This window comes from Veillonella parvula (assembly GCF_047241225.1).
GTDB lineage: Bacteria > Bacillota > Negativicutes > Veillonellales > Veillonellaceae > Veillonella > Veillonella parvula_O.
The window spans coordinates 321,775-337,946 of sequence record NZ_JBKTIE010000001.1; the positions used below are offsets into that span (position 1 = coordinate 321,775).

Sequence of the window (16,172 nt, forward strand, 5' to 3'; positions counted from 1 at the left end):
CAGGAGGCTTTGATGAAACAAACAATTGAAGGTTTACAAGTAGCTAATAAAACAGTATTTGTTCGTGTTGATTTTAATGTTCCTATGAAAGACGGTGTCATCACTGATGACACTCGTATTCGTAGTGCATTACCTACTATCAATTACTTAATCGAAAAAGGGGCAAAGGTTATCCTTGCTTCTCACTTTGGTCGTCCTAAAGGAGAACGCAAACCAGAAATGTCTTTGGCACCATGTGCTAAGCATTTATCCGAGCTTATCAACAAGCCTGTAGCATTCGTAGATGACTGCATTGGTCCTAAAGTTGAAGAAGCTGTAAAAGCATTACAATCTGGTGATGTATTGATGCTTGAAAATTTGCGTTACCACAATGAAGAAACTAAAAATGACCCTGAGTTTGCTAAGCAATTGGCATCTCTTGCAGATGTTGCTATCAATGATGCGTTTGGTGTATCTCACCGTAATGCGGCATCTGTAGTCGGTATTGCTGATTATATCCCTATGGCAGCAGGTTTCTTGCTCAAAAAAGAAATTGACGCATTAAGTGCAGCTATAGTACATCCCAAAACACCTATGGCAGCTATTATTGGTGGCGCGAAAGTTACAGATAAAATCTCCGTTATTTCTAACTTATTGCCTAAAGTTGATGTAATGATCATCGGCGGTGGTATGGCTAATGCGTTCATTAAAGCGCAAGGTTGCAATATTGGTAGCTCCTTATTTGAAGAAGGTCAAGAAGTTATCGCTACAGACCTTGTTATGGAAGCTCGTGTAGCAGGTGCTAAATTACTAACACCTATTGATGCTGTAGTAGCAGATGCTTTCAGCAACGATGCTAATACTAAAATCGTTGATGTTGATCAAATCGAAGATGGCTGGATGATATTAGATATTGGGCCTAAAACCCGCGAACTTTATGTAGAAGCATTGGCGCCAATGAAGACTATTATTTGGAATGGTCCTATGGGCGTATTTGAAATGGAAAACTTTGCAGCTGGTACAAATGCAGTAGCGAAAGCTGTAGCTGAATCTGATGCGATGACTATCGTTGGTGGTGGCGACTCTGTAGCAGCCATTGAAAAAAGTGGTTTAGCAGATAAAATTAGCCACATCTCCACAGGTGGCGGTGCATCTTTAGAATTCTTAGAAGGCAAAATCCTACCGGGTATTGCTGCATTGTCCGAGGCATAATATGAGAAAACCCATTATTGCAGGGAATTGGAAAATGAATGGCACCATTGCATCTGGATCAATTCTGATCGAAGCGTTTAACAGCGTGTTACAAGATATGGAATTGTCCTGTGATGTAGTTGTATGTCCGCCTTTTACAGCTATCGAACGTGCTGTAGTATTGACGAAAAATACAGCTATTGAAGTAGGTGCACAAACTATGGATTATCATGATGCTGGTGCGTTTACTGGTGAGATTTCACCACTTATGCTTACAGAAGTAGGCGTTAATTATGTAATCATCGGTCACTCTGAGCGCCGTGAATATTATGGCGAAACAGATGAGACCGTTAATGCAAAAATTAAAAGTGCATTTCATCATAATTTGAATCCTATTGTCTGTGTTGGTGAAAGTTTAGAACATCGTGAAACGGGTCATACACTTGACTGGATTACGTCTCAACTAAAAGGGGCTTTGGCTGATATTCCGAAAGAACAAGTCAGTCAATTGATCATTGCGTACGAACCAATTTGGGCTATCGGTACGGGCAAGACAGCAACGGCTGATCAAGCTGAAGAGGTATGCAAAGAAATCCGCAATTACATTCAATCTTTATATGATAATGAAACTGCCGATGCAGTACGCATCCAGTATGGTGGTAGCGTTAAATCAGAAAATGCACTAGAAATCCTTGGAGAGCCTAATATTGACGGTGCTCTCGTAGGTGGTGCATCACTTGTGGTCGATGAATTTATTGATATTATTAAAGCTGCAAACCAAGTAAGCGCTTAATATGAGGTTACAAATGGCTAAATTAGAGGCTCCCGTAATGCTAGTCATCCTAGATGGCTTTGGCTTGGGGGATAAATCAGACACAACCAATGCTGTAGTACAGGCGAAGCCGCTCTGTTTTAATCGATTATGGGATACGTATCCACATACAACATTAGAAGCATCAGGGCTTGCGGTAGGCCTTCCAGAAGGTCAAATGGGAAATTCTGAAGTTGGCCATTTAAATCTTGGCTCTGGTCGCATAGTGTATCAAGATTTGACTCGTATTACTAAAGATGTCGAGTCTGGTGAGTTTTATAATCGCCCTGTTATGAAGGAACTATACGAAGTAGCTAAGAAGCAAAGCTTACATCTTATAGGTCTAGTTTCAGATGGTAATGTGCATTGTTCCTTAGATCATATTAAGGCAGTCATCAAGGGGGCTCATGATAATGGAATCGAGCATGTGTATGTCCATGCTTTGCTCGATGGTCGTGATGTAGCTCCACAATGTGCACAAGGCTATTTAAAGGACTTAGAAACGTATATGGCTGATCTCAATTGTGGTAAAATTGCTACAGTTAGTGGTCGCTATTATGCAATGGACCGCGATAATCGTTGGGACCGCGTTGAATTGGCATATAATGCCATTGTGCATGGTCAAGGTGAAATAGCTATATCTGCATGTGAAGCGGTGCAACAGTCTTATGATAAAGATGCGGCAGATGAGTTTGTACTTCCTACGGTGATTGATGCTGCAGGGACTATCAAAGATGGAGATGCGGTTATATTCTGTAACTTCCGCCCAGACCGTGGTCGTGAACTTACAAAGGCACTAGTGTTACCTGATTTTGATGGCTTTAAAAGGGAGCCACTATCTATATATATGGCAACTATGACAAAATACGAGGATGGTTTGCCCGTACATATTGTGTATGAAAAGGATACATTATCTGAAACATTAGGTGAAGTTCTAAGTGCAGGTGGTTATCGCCAATTGCGTATTGCGGAAACAGAAAAGTATGCTCATGTTACATATTTCTTTAATGGCGGTGAAGAGGAACCCTTTGAAGGAGAGGATCGCATTCTTGTAAAATCCCCTCAAGTGGCCACCTATGATTTACAACCAGAAATGAGTGCTTATGAAGTGACCGATAAGGTTGTACAAGCGATACAAGATGAAACATATGACATGATTATCTTGAATTTTGCAAATCCAGATATGGTTGGTCATACTGGTAGCTTTGAAGCTGCCGTTAAAGCGGTTCAAGCAGTAGATACTTGTTTAGGTCGTATCGTGGAGGCTATTCGTAGCAAGAAAGGTCATCTGTTAGTTACAGCAGATCATGGTAATGCAGAGCTTATGGTTAATCATGAAACAGGTAAGGTACATACGGCACATACAACGAACTTGGTTCCTTTAATTTTAATGAGCGACAGTTTAAAAACAGCTACATTAGAAGCTGGTAAATTATGTGACATTGCTCCTACATTATTAGACTTAGCTGGGATAAAACAACCAAAAGCTATGACAGGTCATAGCTTGGTACATAAAGCATAATATGGAGCTTTCACTATATTAGTAGTTAATTAGAGTTATAAGCCTATAAGGTTTAGCTCAATATATATAATGGCTGTCAGATGGCAGTTATTCCATTAGATTATATGAGGTGAAGAAATGGCAGTAATTGAACAAGTCATTGCAAGAGAGATTTTAGATTCCCGCGGTAATCCAACAGTTGAAGTTGAAGTATGTTTAGAAGATGGTACTATTGCTACAGCAGCAGTTCCATCTGGTGCTTCCACAGGTATGTTTGAAGCCGTAGAATTACGGGATGGAGATAAATCCCGTTATTCCGGTAAAGGTGTTTTAAAAGCTATCGATAATGTAAATGCTAAAATCGGTCCTGCACTTATCGGTTATGATGCGACAGAACAAGTGGCAATCGATAACTTAATGTTGCAATTGGATGGTACCGATAATAAATCTAACCTTGGTGCAAATGCAATCCTTGGTGTATCCATGGCAGTAGCTCGTGCTGCAGCTGAATCTTTGGACTTGCCATTATTTGTATACCTTGGTGGCTTTAATGCAAAAGAGTTGCCAGTTCCTATGATGAATATCTTGAACGGTGGCGCACATGCTGATAATAACGTAGACATTCAAGAATTTATGATCATGCCTGTAGGCGCTAAATCTTTTGCAGAAGCTCTTCGTAGCTGTGCAGAAGTATACCATACTTTGAAATCCGTACTTCACAATAAAGGTCTTAGTACTGCAGTAGGTGATGAAGGTGGTTTCGCACCTAACTTATCATCTAATGAAGAAGCATTAGAAGTAATCTGTGAAGCTATTAAAGCTGCTGGTTATGAACCAGGAAAAGATTTCAAATTGGCACTTGATTCTGCATCTTCTGAATTCTACGAAGGTGGTAAATATAACCTTGCTGGGGAAGGTAAAGTTAAAACAGCAGCTGAAATGGTAGATTTTTACGAATACCTAGTAGGCAAATATCCAATCATATCCATCGAAGATGGCCTTGCAGAAGAAGATTGGGAAGGCTGGAAATTGTTGACAGACCGCCTTGGTGACCGCGTACAACTTGTTGGTGATGATTTATTTGTAACTAACACAAAACGTTTGGCTCGTGGTATTGAGCTTGGTGTAGGTAATTCCATTCTTGTAAAAGTTAACCAAATCGGTACTCTCACTGAAGCTTTCGATGCTATGGAACTTGCTAAACGTGCTGGTTACACTTGCGTAGTATCTCACCGCTCTGGTGAAACTGAAGATACATTCATTGCTGATATTGCTGTAGCTGTAAATGCTGGTCAAATTAAGACTGGTGCACCGGCTCGTTCTGAACGTGTAGCAAAATATAATCAATTACTTCGCATTGAAGAAATGTTATACGAAACAGCTCAATATAAAGGTAATGACGTTTTTTATAACTTAAAATAAGATACGTTATATCTAATAGTCCAATAAGGGCGCCCTTTGGGGCGCCTTTTTTGTATGTCTAAAAAAAGAAAAGTTTTCGCTTCGTGGATTTTTAAAAATAAAAGAGGGATTTAGAGGCTGATGTCGAAACCTATAACGCCATACGCTAGTGTGAGGTAAAAACATACCGCAAGGTATTGGAGGTGACCATGTATGTAGACGTAACATTAGACGATATTATCTTGTATGCTTTAGAACACCATGTAAGTGATATCCACCTTGATCCCGTTGAAAGTGGTGCTCATGTTCGGTTGCGACAAGATGGACTGCTGCAACATTACATGACTGTATCATTTGAAGAAGCTGAACTCATTATCAACCGTATTAAGGTTTGTAGCTCTCTAGATATTAGCGAGAAGCGTTTACCACAAGATGGGCGTTGGTCTTGGAGTCATAAAAATAAGTCTGTAACGATGCGTGTATCTACATTGCCTAGCCTATACGGAGAAACCTTAGTATGTCGCCTTATGGGAAATGAAGGGAGTCATAAAGACTTAAAAGAATTAGGCATGCAGCCGGATATCTTTGAGCACATTGAACAATTATTAAAACGTCCTTATGGATTATTACTTATCTGTGGACCTACAGGCAGTGGTAAGACAGCTACTTTATATGCCATGCTTCGCATGTTAAATTTAGACGAAACTAAGCTTATCTGTCTTGAAGATCCTGTAGAAGCTGAAATCAAAGGGGCTATACAAATTGGTATTAATGAAAAGATTGGATTTACCTTTGCCAAAGGTCTTCGCTCTGTATTACGGCAAGATCCAGATACGATTATGATTGGTGAAATTAGGGATAAGGAGACCGCAGAGTTAGCCGTTAAGTCTGCTTTAACGGGGCATCGCGTATTATCTACTATACATACCAATACAGCTATAGGCGTTGTAACGCGACTCATGGATATGGGCGTAGAGCCGTACTTAATACGGGCTACTTTAATGGGGGCTATTGCACAACGGCTAGTACGAAAATTTGATGGTACAGTATATCAAGGACGGACTGCTCTATTTGAATACTTAGAAATACCAGCTAATTCGGCTCATTGGGACGAATTGGAAACACATTTATTATTGTCATTAGAAGAGTCTGCTCGTAAGGCCGTATCTCAGCATGTTACATCTATAGAGGAGGTGCATCGTTGTGGACTCATGCTGTAAACGTGAAAGTTTAGAAACTATTGTAGAAAATGCAATACAACTATCATCAACAGATATTCATCTACAATGTGGTCAGCCTATCTATTTGCGACATGGTGATGGATTAAAGGCTACTTCATTTATGTGTACTACAGAATTAATCGAGGATATATTGCGCCGTTGCGGTATAGCATCCTATGAATGGCAGTCTCTTGATGAGGCTTGTTCCTGTTGTGGTGTGCGTATTCGTGTTCATCTATATCGAGCTAATCAGACCATATGTGGTACATTGCGATTACTTTGTCATCAGCAACTTAAGTTAGATGATAATAGTGAAGGTCAGTTATTACAAAAGCTATGTGAAGCACATGATGGTCTATTGCTTGTTTGTGGTCCTACAGGCAGTGGTAAAAGTTTTACCTTAGCTTGTTGTATTGATTATATAAATCAGACTATGGAGCGCCACATTATTACCTTAGAAGACCCTATCGAATTTGAGTTTGTACCTAAAAAGTCTTTAATACATCAACGACAATTAGGTGCTGATATTAATACTATGTCAGATGGTATTCGAGATGCTTTACGAGAGGATCCGGATGTCATTATGGTAGGCGAACTTCGAGATCGTGAAACCCTTGAAGCGGCACTTCATGCGGCAGAGACTGGTCACCTTGTAATGGCGACTATGCATACACAGCGTGCAGTGATGGCGGTTCACCGCATGATTTCTCTATTTCCTGGGGAGCAACAAGAAGAGATACGCAATCAAATATCTCAAGTGTTACGGGCCGTTATATGTCAGCGTTTACTTCGATGGAATAAAAAGTTCATTACTATTCGTGATATTTTGCTAAATACCCATGCAGTAGCAAATTTGATACGGACCCGTAAGGAACCACAAATCATATCTATTCAAGAAACGCAACTACCGATGAAAACATTAGAAATGGCTGTGCGAGATGTAAAGGCACAATATGGAGCCCAACAACAATTGCATACCTTGCTTGATCAACAATTATCGTAGGTGAGTATATGGAGGCTTATGAATATGTCGTAAAAAATAATCAAAATGAAACAGAAAAAGGTTTGATGTGGGGGGATTCAGAGCAAGAAATTGCAATACGGTTAAAACGAGATGGCTATAAAATTTATAGGATATCGTTGCAGAATGAAAAAAAGAAACATAAATGGAATCATACTATGGTGGTAGATGTGACTTATCAATTAGGTCTACTCATTGAATCTGGTGTTCCATTACGGCGTGCCTTACAGCTACTCTGCCAGGGAAAACGAGGACTACTCTATACAGCTTTATATGAATCTATAGAGCGTGGTCAGACTTTATCACAAGCCCTACGGCGTGAAGGATGTCCTCCTATTGCTTTGGCTTTACTAGAAAGTGGTGAAGCAGCGGGCACCTTGGGTGAGAGTTTACAATATATATCCCGTCACTACGATTGGGAGAGGCAGCTGAAACAAAAGGTTATGAGTGCTATTTCTTACCCTTTATTTCTTCTTCTGATGATGAATATATTTTTTCTAGTCACCATTTTGTTTATTATTCCTTCGTTTGAAAAGGTATTTACCACTATGCATATTACATTACCTTTGATGACGCGAGCTCTTTTTGCATTAGGACAAGGGTTAAAATCGCATCCTTTAATGGTAATAGCTATACATTGTGTTGTAATAGGTTCCTTAGCATTTGCTTATAAACAGCATAGTATAAAGTGTAAAGTACATCGTTGGCTTTGGCTGTTGGCTCACCGATACCAATGGAGTACTTGTGTGTATTATACAAGTATGTTAAAAGTTTGGGCTCTCTTACTAGATTCTGGTATTTCTATCATTCAAACCATGAATATTACACGCCCTTTGTGGGGGAATATATATGGTGTTGAATGTAGTAAACAGGTGGAAGCAAAGTTATTATCAGGACACTCACTGGAAGAAAGTTTGCGTACTGGTCAGATAGGAAATGCTTTTATATGGCAAATGGTCTCCATTGGAGAAGAGAGTGGTGAATTAGTAAAGATGTTAAACCACTGTGGCTGCTACTATGAATCTATACTTTCAAAATATATTGCCCGTTTAGAACGATTGTTGGAACCGATTTTACTAACCCTAATGGGAATCGGTGTAGCCGTATTAGTTGTATCTGTTATGTATCCCTTATTCACGTCCATTGCCAACTTAGGAGGGCAATAGACAATGTTATTACTTAACTATTAAAAGGAGAATATTATGAAGTCTGTTATGCATATGATTCATGGAGTGAATCATCGATTAGAAATGTGCGGTCAATGGGTCGTAGATCGATTACATATTTCTCGTGTTCGAGAAGGGTTTAAAAAATCGAGAAAAGGCGGATTTACTCTCGTTGAATTAATGGTTGTAGTAGCGGTTATCGCTATATTAGCGGCTATTGCAATGCCACAATTCTTATCTGCAGCGGATAAAGCTAGAAATGCTAAAGAAACAGCAGATATTCAAATTATAAAAAATGCCACTCAATTGTATATGATTGATAAGAATGTTGATACACCTCCAACAGTAGAAAATCTATATAAGGAAGGTTATCTTACTGAACATGTTAAGACTGCAAAAGGAAAAGAATACACTATTACTTATGAAGTTGTCAGTGGTGGGACTTCAAAATCTGTTGTTGTTAAAGCACCTAATGAGCCTTAATTAACTTGTATAGATTATGAATTATATACGTTAGTTATATGAAAGGACAAGGTATGAAAGGGACTAATTATGTAATAGGACTTTTGGTATATATAGCATCTATATTGTTACCTATTATAGTTTCATCAAAAACAATATCTTATACTCACATTGCTTTGTATGCTGTGTTTTCACTCATCATCATAGCAGGTGCTACCATCGATATGCATTACTATATATTGCCTGATGAAGGAGCATTGGCTCTTGTAATAGGTGGCATTATATATAGCTATATAAATGATCAATCTATGTTAGTAACCTTATTAAGTGTTATCAGCGTAGGTACTATTACATATGGACTTCGTTTGATTAGCCGTAAAGGCTTTGGTATAGGCGATATTAAATGGTTTTCTGCTATTGCAATATGGCTTACTCCATGGGAAATTATATGTTTCTTTTACGTAACTTTTTGTGTTGGTTCTCTCTATCTCTTACTCACCGGTTATCGTAATCGATATATCCCATTTGGTCCCTTTCTATGCTTTGGCGGATGGTGTGCCTTACATGGTGGTTCCTATATGGAGGTGCTTTATCAATGGTTAAGGTGCAACTTATAAATCGTCAGAGTGGATCTTTATTGGCGGAATGGATTATTACTATTGGTTTAATCTTATTGCTCATCTCCATTGCCTTACCTATTGTGACAACACCTAGTCGTTATACTTTAAATGGTGCTACGCAAGAGGTGGCGTATATGCTCAAGAAAGTTCAACTGTGGTCTATGTTAGGGCATAAATCTAATGGTAAAGGAAGAATGCTTTTTATTTTAAATAAGGATAGTTATACATTAGAGGAAGATGTTAATCATCATACGGTAAACATATTATTACCGCAAAATATTGAGAACGAACGGTCTATGACAATTATTTCTTTTTCGGCCTTAGGCTTACCTTATGATGGGACAGAAATTATTTTGAAAGATCGTGAAAGTGGTGAGAAAAATCGTATATGGATATCTGTACAAACAGGGCGAATTAGGTGGGAAGAAGTGCACTGAAGGATTTATGTATGGTGATGCCTTAATATCAGCTGCTATAATCATGCTCATTTTACCTATTGTATTATCTATATTTTGGATGGCTACTCTTACGGTATATAAGGCGTATTATTGGGATCATATATTGCAAGATACCATAACGTATTTAGAAAAGGCTAAAGCTTCTTATTATAAAACTGGAACAATAGAAGCAGGTGTATATAACTCTCAATTCACTATGAGTCCTAGTGAAAAAATTACTTATAAAACACATATAAAGCCTGTAGTGATAGAAGGTGTATCTTTACAACGATTAACAGTAGATGCCATCGATAATCAATCTGTTGTCTACTCTCTATCAGTTGATTTGGAGGGGATACATTGAAGGGCGAGGATATAGAAAAGGTAATTGGAAAGAACAAAGAATATAAACAGAATCCTATAGCAAATAAGAATAAAAATAATAATAAGAAAAATAATAGTAAGAATAGAAATAATATGGGATTTATTTTGTATTCTACGCTCATTAGTATGACGATTTCTGTCATAGTTCTTACCATATTGTTAGGCATCGTATTCTATGCAGTTATGTGGGATGCTAAATTACTAGATAGTGTAGCTATGATGGAGGATGGTCGATATACACGGCGGATGGTTGTGGCTCAAATGATATGGAACCCTGTGAAGGTTACTGTAGAAGACCATAATAAGAGTTTATATATTCACGATACAAAACGTACAACCTTAACTGTACAACGTCATGCACTATACAGAAAATTAACAGATAGTAGCTTGCAGCCTGTCAGTGGCAGTCGAATTGTAGGAACTACAGATAAACGAAATGTGGGCTATACTCAGGAATATCCTTTTAGTGTAGATACTAATGGGACCGTGTATTTGCGCTGGTATATTAACAATCGTTTTGTTAATGATAGGAAATATACAAGTGGTTATGGAGGACTAACCATATATGAGGTCTCCATTGGACAGAGTGCTATTTATGATTGGTATAAAAGTAAAGAGGAGACAAGTCATGAACATAGGAGCCCATAACGCGGGCTTTATTACATATATAGCGATACTTACGATGTCCTTTTTATTACTATTAGCTTTTATGGGGCTGCGTATAGGACAAATATGTGAAAGTAATGTGGTGGATGAATTGCATTTGGAAGAAGCTCATTACGCAGCACAAAGAGGTGCTCATTGGTTTGTGGGCTATTGTAAATTAGGAAATGTATGGGACTTTCAAAATAAACTTGTTGTAATAGATGATGAAAATGTAGAGATTACTATTGAAGCGGACAGCTCAACAGATAATCCGCGTCATATTATGAGTTATGGAAAACTGAAGAATAGTGAAATCGTGAGTCGTGTACATATGTATGTGACCGTAGATAAAGAAAAACATATGCATGTTATAAAGGTAAAACCTTATTGAGGTGATTCTATGAAACGAAAAAAGAAAATACATTCTGGAGTATGTATAACTGATGAACATATTGTATGTGTTACCGCTCATATAGAAAATAAAACAATGGTCATTACTGATGCGTTAGAAATGAAGCGTACAGGACCTATTGATGAAGACGTTACAAAATTTATAGAAACGTATGATTTAGATGAAGGGGCATATAGTATTGTTGCTAATATTGATACACAAATGCATGTAGCACCTTATGATCCTCATGATTTTGATATGAAGGAGTTTATAAAGTGGAATATAGAGGACTACTTTAGCTTTGATGGGGATAGTTTCCAAATGGATGCTTGTCGCCGGGAATATCCACGACACAATTATCATATGTTTATGGTGGCTGTAGATCGGCATTCACTAGAGCTTTTGAAGCAAGGTATACGAGATACTTATGCACCCGTTGATGTTATTGATTTTTGGCCTATTCCTATTTGTTATTGCTTGATGCGGCGCAGCGGTACTGTAACAGGTGTTGTGGAAGAAGGCGCCATGCATTTATGGCTTTGGTGGAATGATATATGCATTCAAGAGTGTATTGTACCTATTACTGGTAGCGATGTAGCTGAAGCTATGGATAAGTTAGAAGTGAGATTACAAGACTTTGGTATAGATGAGATACAGGGAATTCGGATGTATGGGTTAGAATCTATAACAAATGAAGAACGGACAGATATGGAAGGTATAATTTCCATGTATGGAGAAACTGAATATATTCCATTATTATTCTTAGGTCGTGGCCGTAATCGTTGCAAGCAAGGGCAATTAGATTGGGACATGGCTATTGGTATGGCGGCAAGGGGGCTTAAATGGATTGGATTGGGCTGGTAAGGACAGATGTATTAATTTAATGCCTCGCTCGTTACGATGGCATAGTTTATGGCATACCTATCGATACCTTCTTTATGGGATAAGTCTTATATACATTATAGTAGGGCTTGTTACTATATATAGTTGTTGGTCAAGCTATCGTAGCTATGAAAATCGAAAGATAGACATTGTGCGATTGCAAGCAAATGCTCAGTATCAAGAAATACATCAACAATATGGTGAATTAATGGAAATAAGAAATAAAATAATAAAGAATAAAATCCTTAAGAATCAAACAGATATATTACCCAATACAATGGTCCTATATATTCTTGATGCCGCTATGTCAGAACATATTAGTCTACAGCATCTTAGCATTAAGGATGGGCGTATCAGTATAGATGGTATAGGTACGAGTGACGAAATGTGTCGTAAATTTATTGCTATTCTCCAACAAAAATTACTAGGGATGGAGTGTCATGGAACAGTTAAAGCAGATAAAGGTGTTTATACATTCCATATGGACGGATCTAAAAGAGAGCACAACATATCAGGTCGAGAGAATATTAACGGGCCTAGTGTTGTGGGGGATGCTCATTAGCCTTTCTATGTATGGGCATATTTATTTTGAAGACAAAAATAATAGCTTAAAAAATCAACAAGATAATTATAATATACAAATGAATGCTGAGTCAGATTATATAGTGTCTAATGAAGCAAAACTATTAGAATCTTTTACACGGAACAAGACATCTAATACAAGTTCTAATACAAATATTTTTGATTCCTTGCAAGGAGAACCCTTAATGATTGTCAGTACTGATGAGCATGAAGGTATACTAGAATTAACAGTATTAGGTAGTACAGAGCGTATGATTAACTGGATAAATACTGTTGAAGAAAAGGATCCTTCACGCCGTATAGAAATAGAAGATATAGAACGTAAAGGTAATGTAGTTTATGTGCATTGTGCAATTAAATCGATTATAAAACCTTAATGAAAATCGGGTGTACTGTATAGAGACAGATTATAGATTTTATGTCTATAGTCTGTCTTTGTTTTTGGACCATTTTATAGTACAATGAAGGATATGTAATGATAAGGGGCACATAATAGATGATAATAAAACGGAATATTATGCTCATCGGTTCTATGGGAAGTGGCAAAAGTCACTTTGGACGGAACCTTGCAGAACGCAAGGGTTGGCAATTTGTAGATACCGATCGCGTATTAGAAAGTCGTTTTGGGTTGCCCATTGCTGAGATTTTTAAAAAGATAGGAGAAAAAGCATTCCGCCGCGCCGAAATGGATGTACTAAAAAAGGTTTGCTTATACCATGAAGCAGTGATTTCTGTGGGTGGGAATTTTCCTATTGAACATCGCACCTTAAAGGTATTAAAAAAATATTCCTATATTATTGGTATCCGAGCTGCACAATTCCGTATTGTCAGTCGCGTGAATCGCCGTGTTGGGAAACGGCCTACCATGGACTATAGTAATGTGAATGCCTTTGTACATGCTATGATACAATCGTGGAAGCCCGTGTATAAGCAGTGCGATTTTGTACTAGATACAACAAATGGCCGGACCTATGATTTTATACAGCGTATTGAGGATGAATTAGATGCCTCAGATGTGCAATTTAAAGCAAGACGTCAACCCAATGATATAAACGATGTAGATGCTAAAGAAGCATCTGAAGATATACAATTTAATAATCAACAAAGTAGGAAAAAAGAGATTTCTGAAGCAGTATCAAAAAGAGCAATGTCTAATAAAATTCGTTATGATAAACGGTATAAACAAAAGACTTCTAATCAAACGAATAAAAAAGGTAAGGCACATAGTATATCCAAACAACGTACACCACAAGGGGGTAATGGATATGAGAAGAATCGCAATACTAACAAGCGGCGGAGACGCACCTGGAATGAACGCCACCATAAGAGCGCTAACTAGAAAAGCTATACATGAAGGTTTTGAAATATTTGGTATTGAACGTGGCTATTTAGGTATCATTGAGGAAAAGATATTTCCCTTATCGAATCGAGACGTTGGTGGCATCATAACACAAGGTGGTACGATGCTGAAAACGGCACGCTTTCCAGAATTTCAGAATGAAGAAATTCAACGCAAAGCTTATGAAATTTTGAAAACTTATGACATTGACCATTTGGTTGTTATCGGTGGTGATGGCTCCATGCGTGGTGCTACAAGTTTATCTAAACTTGGTATGTCTACTATGACCATTCCATGTACGATAGATAATGACATGGGTGGTACACAATATACGATAGGCTATGATACGGCTCTTAATACGGTAGTTGATGCGGTTGGGCGTATTCGTGATACATCAAACTCCCATGAACGTGTAGCTATTGTGGAGGTTATGGGGCGCAAAGCTGGACATATTGCATTAAAGGCAGGCCTAGCTTGTGGGGCAGAAATAGTTTTGGTTCCTGAAAATCCCATGCCTTTACATGCGGTTTGTCGTCATTTAAAGGAAACACAAATTCGGGGTAAAGAATATAGTGTTATCCTCGTTGCAGAAGGTGCCTATAACAGCGGTGAGGTGAAAGCTTTTATCAAGGAGCATACAGAATTTGATCCTAGCCTAACTGTGTTAGGCTACTTACAACGTGGCGGTGGTCCATCGGCATTTGATGCTATTTTAGCGGCTCGCATGAGTGAAGTCTGTATTAATTTATTGATGAGTGGTGTCGCTAACCGATTAGTAGGTTATATAGATGGTCATATCCGTGCACTATCTTATGAAGAGGCAGAACGTCTTGAATTTCCAATCGATGAGAAGGATTATAGATTATTGTCAATATTGAGTAGTTAATGGCCCGTAAGGGCCATTTTTTATATATCATAATTTATTCATTAATGAAATTATATTGCGTAAAAGCAATTGGTGCTGTATAATTTAAAAATACTATATGTGTTGATATAGAATAAATGTCTTTTTAATATATCTTCATCTTAAAAAAAGGAGATCATAATGAAAGAGTTCTTACAAAAGCATCGTAAACGTATAGTAACAGGTGCTGTTGTTCTTTGTGTTCTTGGTGGCGGCACATATTACTACATGGATAGTCTAAATGCAAATCAAGCACAAACGTTATATACTACTGGCAAGGTTGAAAAGGGTGATGTAAAAACTAGTATCAGTGCCACAGGTACTATTAACCCTGTAAATTATGTAGATGTTTCTACAAATGTTGCTGGTAAACTTGAAAAAGTTTTAGTTAAAGAGAATGATCAAGTTACGGCCGGTCAAGTTATCGCTTATATTGATACACGTCAATTACAAGCATCTGTTGATGATGCTCGTGCAGCGTTAGCCAAAGCAGAACTTGATATGAATCGTTATAAATCCTTGGCGGCTCAAGATGCTATTGCACAACAAACATATGATGATTCTGTAACATCTTATGAACGTGCTAAATCTACTTATGAACGTGCTGCCGCAGATTTAAGTGATGCTACTATTACAGCTCCAATGTCTGGGACTGTTGTTGGTACACCGTTGAAAGCTGGTCAAACTATCAGTACTGGCATTTCTACACAAATGATTATCGCTACGATTGCAGATTTAAGTGATTTAGAAATTTACCTAACTGTAGATGAAACAGATATTGGTAGTATCAAACAGGGCGCGAAAGTAGAATTTACAGTAGACTCTAAGCCAGGTGAAACTTTCACAGGTTACGTATCTGAAATTGCAAAAGGTACAAAAGGCAATATGGGCGCTACAAGCAATAGCGTTGTGTACTATACCGTAAAAGTTCAAATTCCTGAAAATATTTCCAACAATTTCTTACCATCTATGACGGCTCGTGCAACTATCTTTGGCGAAGATATTAAAAATACATTGGTAGTACCTCTTACTGCAGTGCGTACAGATAAGCAAGGGGAATATGTATATGTTATTAAAGATGGTCAACCAGTACGTACAGCTGTTTCTACAGGTGTAACTGGTGATACTAATGTACAAATTCTAAAAGGTTTATCTGAAGGTGATGAAATCATCGTAAGTGGTGATGTAACAGCACCTAAGAATAATAGCCGTGGACCGTTCTAATAGTAGGTGAAT

At 38.0% G+C, this 16,172-nt stretch carries 19 protein-coding genes; all 19 read left to right on the top strand.

What is annotated here, in order from left to right; all coding sequences use genetic code 11:
• The first annotated feature begins 12 nt into the window (after positions 1 to 12).
• The 19 genes from ACLRYO_RS01505 (at position 13) to ACLRYO_RS01595 (ending at position 16,160) form a co-directional block, all read left to right on the top strand.
• Positions 13 to 1,191: a phosphoglycerate kinase gene (locus ACLRYO_RS01505; RefSeq protein ID WP_039964996.1), complete on the top strand. Its 1,179-nt coding sequence runs from the start codon at positions 13 to 15 to the stop codon at positions 1,189 to 1,191.
• 1 nt (position 1,192) lies between these two features.
• Positions 1,193 to 1,963: a triose-phosphate isomerase gene (tpiA, locus tag ACLRYO_RS01510; protein WP_060919726.1), complete on the top strand. Its 771-nt coding sequence runs from the start codon at positions 1,193 to 1,195 to the stop codon at positions 1,961 to 1,963.
• A gap of 13 nt (positions 1,964 to 1,976) precedes the next feature.
• Positions 1,977 to 3,503, top strand: a complete 1,527-nt coding sequence (gpmI, locus tag ACLRYO_RS01515) for a 2,3-bisphosphoglycerate-independent phosphoglycerate mutase (RefSeq protein WP_105086770.1) — start codon at positions 1,977 to 1,979, stop codon at positions 3,501 to 3,503.
• A 117-nt stretch (positions 3,504 to 3,620) separates the two neighbouring features.
• Entirely contained in the window at positions 3,621 to 4,904 is a 1,284-nt protein-coding gene (gene eno / locus ACLRYO_RS01520; RefSeq protein WP_008601191.1) for a phosphopyruvate hydratase, read from the top strand.
• Positions 4,905 to 5,092: 188 nt separating this feature from the next.
• On the top strand, positions 5,093 to 6,103 hold the full coding sequence (locus ACLRYO_RS01525; protein ID WP_413084641.1) for a GspE/PulE family protein: 1,011 nt from the start codon (positions 5,093 to 5,095) through the stop codon (positions 6,101 to 6,103).
• On the top strand, positions 6,087 to 7,106 hold the full coding sequence (locus tag ACLRYO_RS01530) for a type IV pilus twitching motility protein PilT (protein ID WP_105086768.1): 1,020 nt from the start codon (positions 6,087 to 6,089) through the stop codon (positions 7,104 to 7,106). Before ACLRYO_RS01525 ends, ACLRYO_RS01530 begins: the two co-directional genes overlap by 17 nt.
• Positions 7,107 to 7,114: 8 nt before the next feature.
• Positions 7,115 to 8,290 carry a type II secretion system F family protein gene (locus ACLRYO_RS01535; protein WP_105086767.1) on the top strand — a complete coding sequence of 392 codons (1,176 nt, stop codon included), beginning with the start codon at positions 7,115 to 7,117 and terminating at the stop codon, positions 8,288 to 8,290.
• Positions 8,291 to 8,326: 36 nt separating this feature from the next.
• Positions 8,327 to 8,773, top strand: coding sequence for a competence type IV pilus major pilin ComGC (locus ACLRYO_RS01540; RefSeq protein WP_004697182.1), 447 nt, complete (start codon positions 8,327 to 8,329; stop codon positions 8,771 to 8,773).
• A 164-nt stretch (positions 8,774 to 8,937) separates the two neighbouring features.
• A complete protein-coding gene (locus ACLRYO_RS01545) occupies positions 8,938 to 9,369 on the top strand; it encodes a prepilin peptidase (RefSeq protein WP_413084642.1) in 432 nt (143 codons plus the stop codon).
• Complete coding sequence (locus tag ACLRYO_RS01550; protein WP_004697487.1) at positions 9,348 to 9,809, top strand: hypothetical protein; 462 nt, start codon at positions 9,348 to 9,350, stop codon at positions 9,807 to 9,809. The genes ACLRYO_RS01545 and ACLRYO_RS01550 overlap by 22 nt, the downstream gene beginning before the upstream one ends.
• A gap of 43 nt (positions 9,810 to 9,852) precedes the next feature.
• Entirely contained in the window at positions 9,853 to 10,173 is a 321-nt protein-coding gene (locus ACLRYO_RS01555) for a hypothetical protein (protein ID WP_227037026.1), read from the top strand.
• Positions 10,170 to 10,841 (top strand): hypothetical protein, encoded by a 672-nt coding sequence (locus tag ACLRYO_RS01560; protein ID WP_105086765.1) that lies wholly within the window; start codon positions 10,170 to 10,172, stop codon positions 10,839 to 10,841. Before ACLRYO_RS01555 ends, ACLRYO_RS01560 begins: the two co-directional genes overlap by 4 nt.
• On the top strand, positions 10,822 to 11,229 hold the full coding sequence (locus ACLRYO_RS01565) for a hypothetical protein (RefSeq protein ID WP_004697137.1): 408 nt from the start codon (positions 10,822 to 10,824) through the stop codon (positions 11,227 to 11,229). The genes ACLRYO_RS01560 and ACLRYO_RS01565 overlap by 20 nt, the downstream gene beginning before the upstream one ends.
• 9 nt (positions 11,230 to 11,238) lie before the next feature.
• Positions 11,239 to 12,093, top strand: coding sequence for a hypothetical protein (locus tag ACLRYO_RS01570; protein ID WP_105086764.1), 855 nt, complete (start codon positions 11,239 to 11,241; stop codon positions 12,091 to 12,093).
• Positions 12,094 to 12,415: 322 nt separating this feature from the next.
• Positions 12,416 to 12,673 (top strand): hypothetical protein, encoded by a 258-nt coding sequence (locus tag ACLRYO_RS01575; RefSeq protein WP_278604837.1) that lies wholly within the window; start codon positions 12,416 to 12,418, stop codon positions 12,671 to 12,673.
• Positions 12,674 to 12,680: 7 nt separating this feature from the next.
• Positions 12,681 to 13,070, top strand: coding sequence for a hypothetical protein (locus ACLRYO_RS01580; RefSeq protein ID WP_051147528.1), 390 nt, complete (start codon positions 12,681 to 12,683; stop codon positions 13,068 to 13,070).
• A gap of 119 nt (positions 13,071 to 13,189) precedes the next feature.
• Entirely contained in the window at positions 13,190 to 14,032 is an 843-nt protein-coding gene (locus ACLRYO_RS01585) for a shikimate kinase (RefSeq protein ID WP_105086762.1), read from the top strand.
• Entirely contained in the window at positions 14,004 to 14,918 is a 915-nt protein-coding gene (locus ACLRYO_RS01590; protein WP_233189879.1) for an ATP-dependent 6-phosphofructokinase, read from the top strand. Before ACLRYO_RS01585 ends, ACLRYO_RS01590 begins: the two co-directional genes overlap by 29 nt.
• A gap of 159 nt (positions 14,919 to 15,077) precedes the next feature.
• Positions 15,078 to 16,160 (top strand): efflux RND transporter periplasmic adaptor subunit, encoded by a 1,083-nt coding sequence (locus ACLRYO_RS01595; protein ID WP_413084643.1) that lies wholly within the window; start codon positions 15,078 to 15,080, stop codon positions 16,158 to 16,160.
• Positions 16,161 to 16,172: the final 12 nt, after the last annotated feature.

What these genes read in the sequence shown, in the direction of transcription:
- ACLRYO_RS01550 (WP_004697487.1), top strand. Translation starts at nt 9,348, where the DNA reads ATGGTTAAGGTGCAACTTATAAATCGTCAGAGTGGATCTTTATTGGCG.
- ACLRYO_RS01505 (WP_039964996.1), top strand. Translation starts at nt 13, where the DNA reads ATGAAACAAACAATTGAAGGTTTACAAGTAGCTAATAAAACAGTATTT.
- ACLRYO_RS01525 (WP_413084641.1), top strand. Translation starts at nt 5,093, where the DNA reads ATGTATGTAGACGTAACATTAGACGATATTATCTTGTATGCTTTAGAA.
- eno (WP_008601191.1), top strand. Translation starts at nt 3,621, where the DNA reads ATGGCAGTAATTGAACAAGTCATTGCAAGAGAGATTTTAGATTCCCGC.
- ACLRYO_RS01570 (WP_105086764.1), top strand. Translation starts at nt 11,239, where the DNA reads ATGAAACGAAAAAAGAAAATACATTCTGGAGTATGTATAACTGATGAA.
- ACLRYO_RS01595 (WP_413084643.1), top strand. Translation starts at nt 15,078, where the DNA reads ATGAAAGAGTTCTTACAAAAGCATCGTAAACGTATAGTAACAGGTGCT.
- tpiA (WP_060919726.1), top strand. Translation starts at nt 1,193, where the DNA reads ATGAGAAAACCCATTATTGCAGGGAATTGGAAAATGAATGGCACCATT.
- gpmI (WP_105086770.1), top strand. Translation starts at nt 1,977, where the DNA reads ATGGCTAAATTAGAGGCTCCCGTAATGCTAGTCATCCTAGATGGCTTT.
- ACLRYO_RS01555 (WP_227037026.1), top strand. Translation starts at nt 9,853, where the DNA reads ATGCTCATTTTACCTATTGTATTATCTATATTTTGGATGGCTACTCTT.
- ACLRYO_RS01590 (WP_233189879.1), top strand. Translation starts at nt 14,004, where the DNA reads ATGAACGCCACCATAAGAGCGCTAACTAGAAAAGCTATACATGAAGGT.
- ACLRYO_RS01575 (WP_278604837.1), top strand. Translation starts at nt 12,416, where the DNA reads ATGTCAGAACATATTAGTCTACAGCATCTTAGCATTAAGGATGGGCGT.
- ACLRYO_RS01585 (WP_105086762.1), top strand. Translation starts at nt 13,190, where the DNA reads ATGATAATAAAACGGAATATTATGCTCATCGGTTCTATGGGAAGTGGC.
- ACLRYO_RS01540 (WP_004697182.1), top strand. Translation starts at nt 8,327, where the DNA reads ATGAAGTCTGTTATGCATATGATTCATGGAGTGAATCATCGATTAGAA.
- ACLRYO_RS01580 (WP_051147528.1), top strand. Translation starts at nt 12,681, where the DNA reads ATGTATGGGCATATTTATTTTGAAGACAAAAATAATAGCTTAAAAAAT.
- ACLRYO_RS01565 (WP_004697137.1), top strand. Translation starts at nt 10,822, where the DNA reads ATGAACATAGGAGCCCATAACGCGGGCTTTATTACATATATAGCGATA.
- ACLRYO_RS01535 (WP_105086767.1), top strand. Translation starts at nt 7,115, where the DNA reads ATGGAGGCTTATGAATATGTCGTAAAAAATAATCAAAATGAAACAGAA.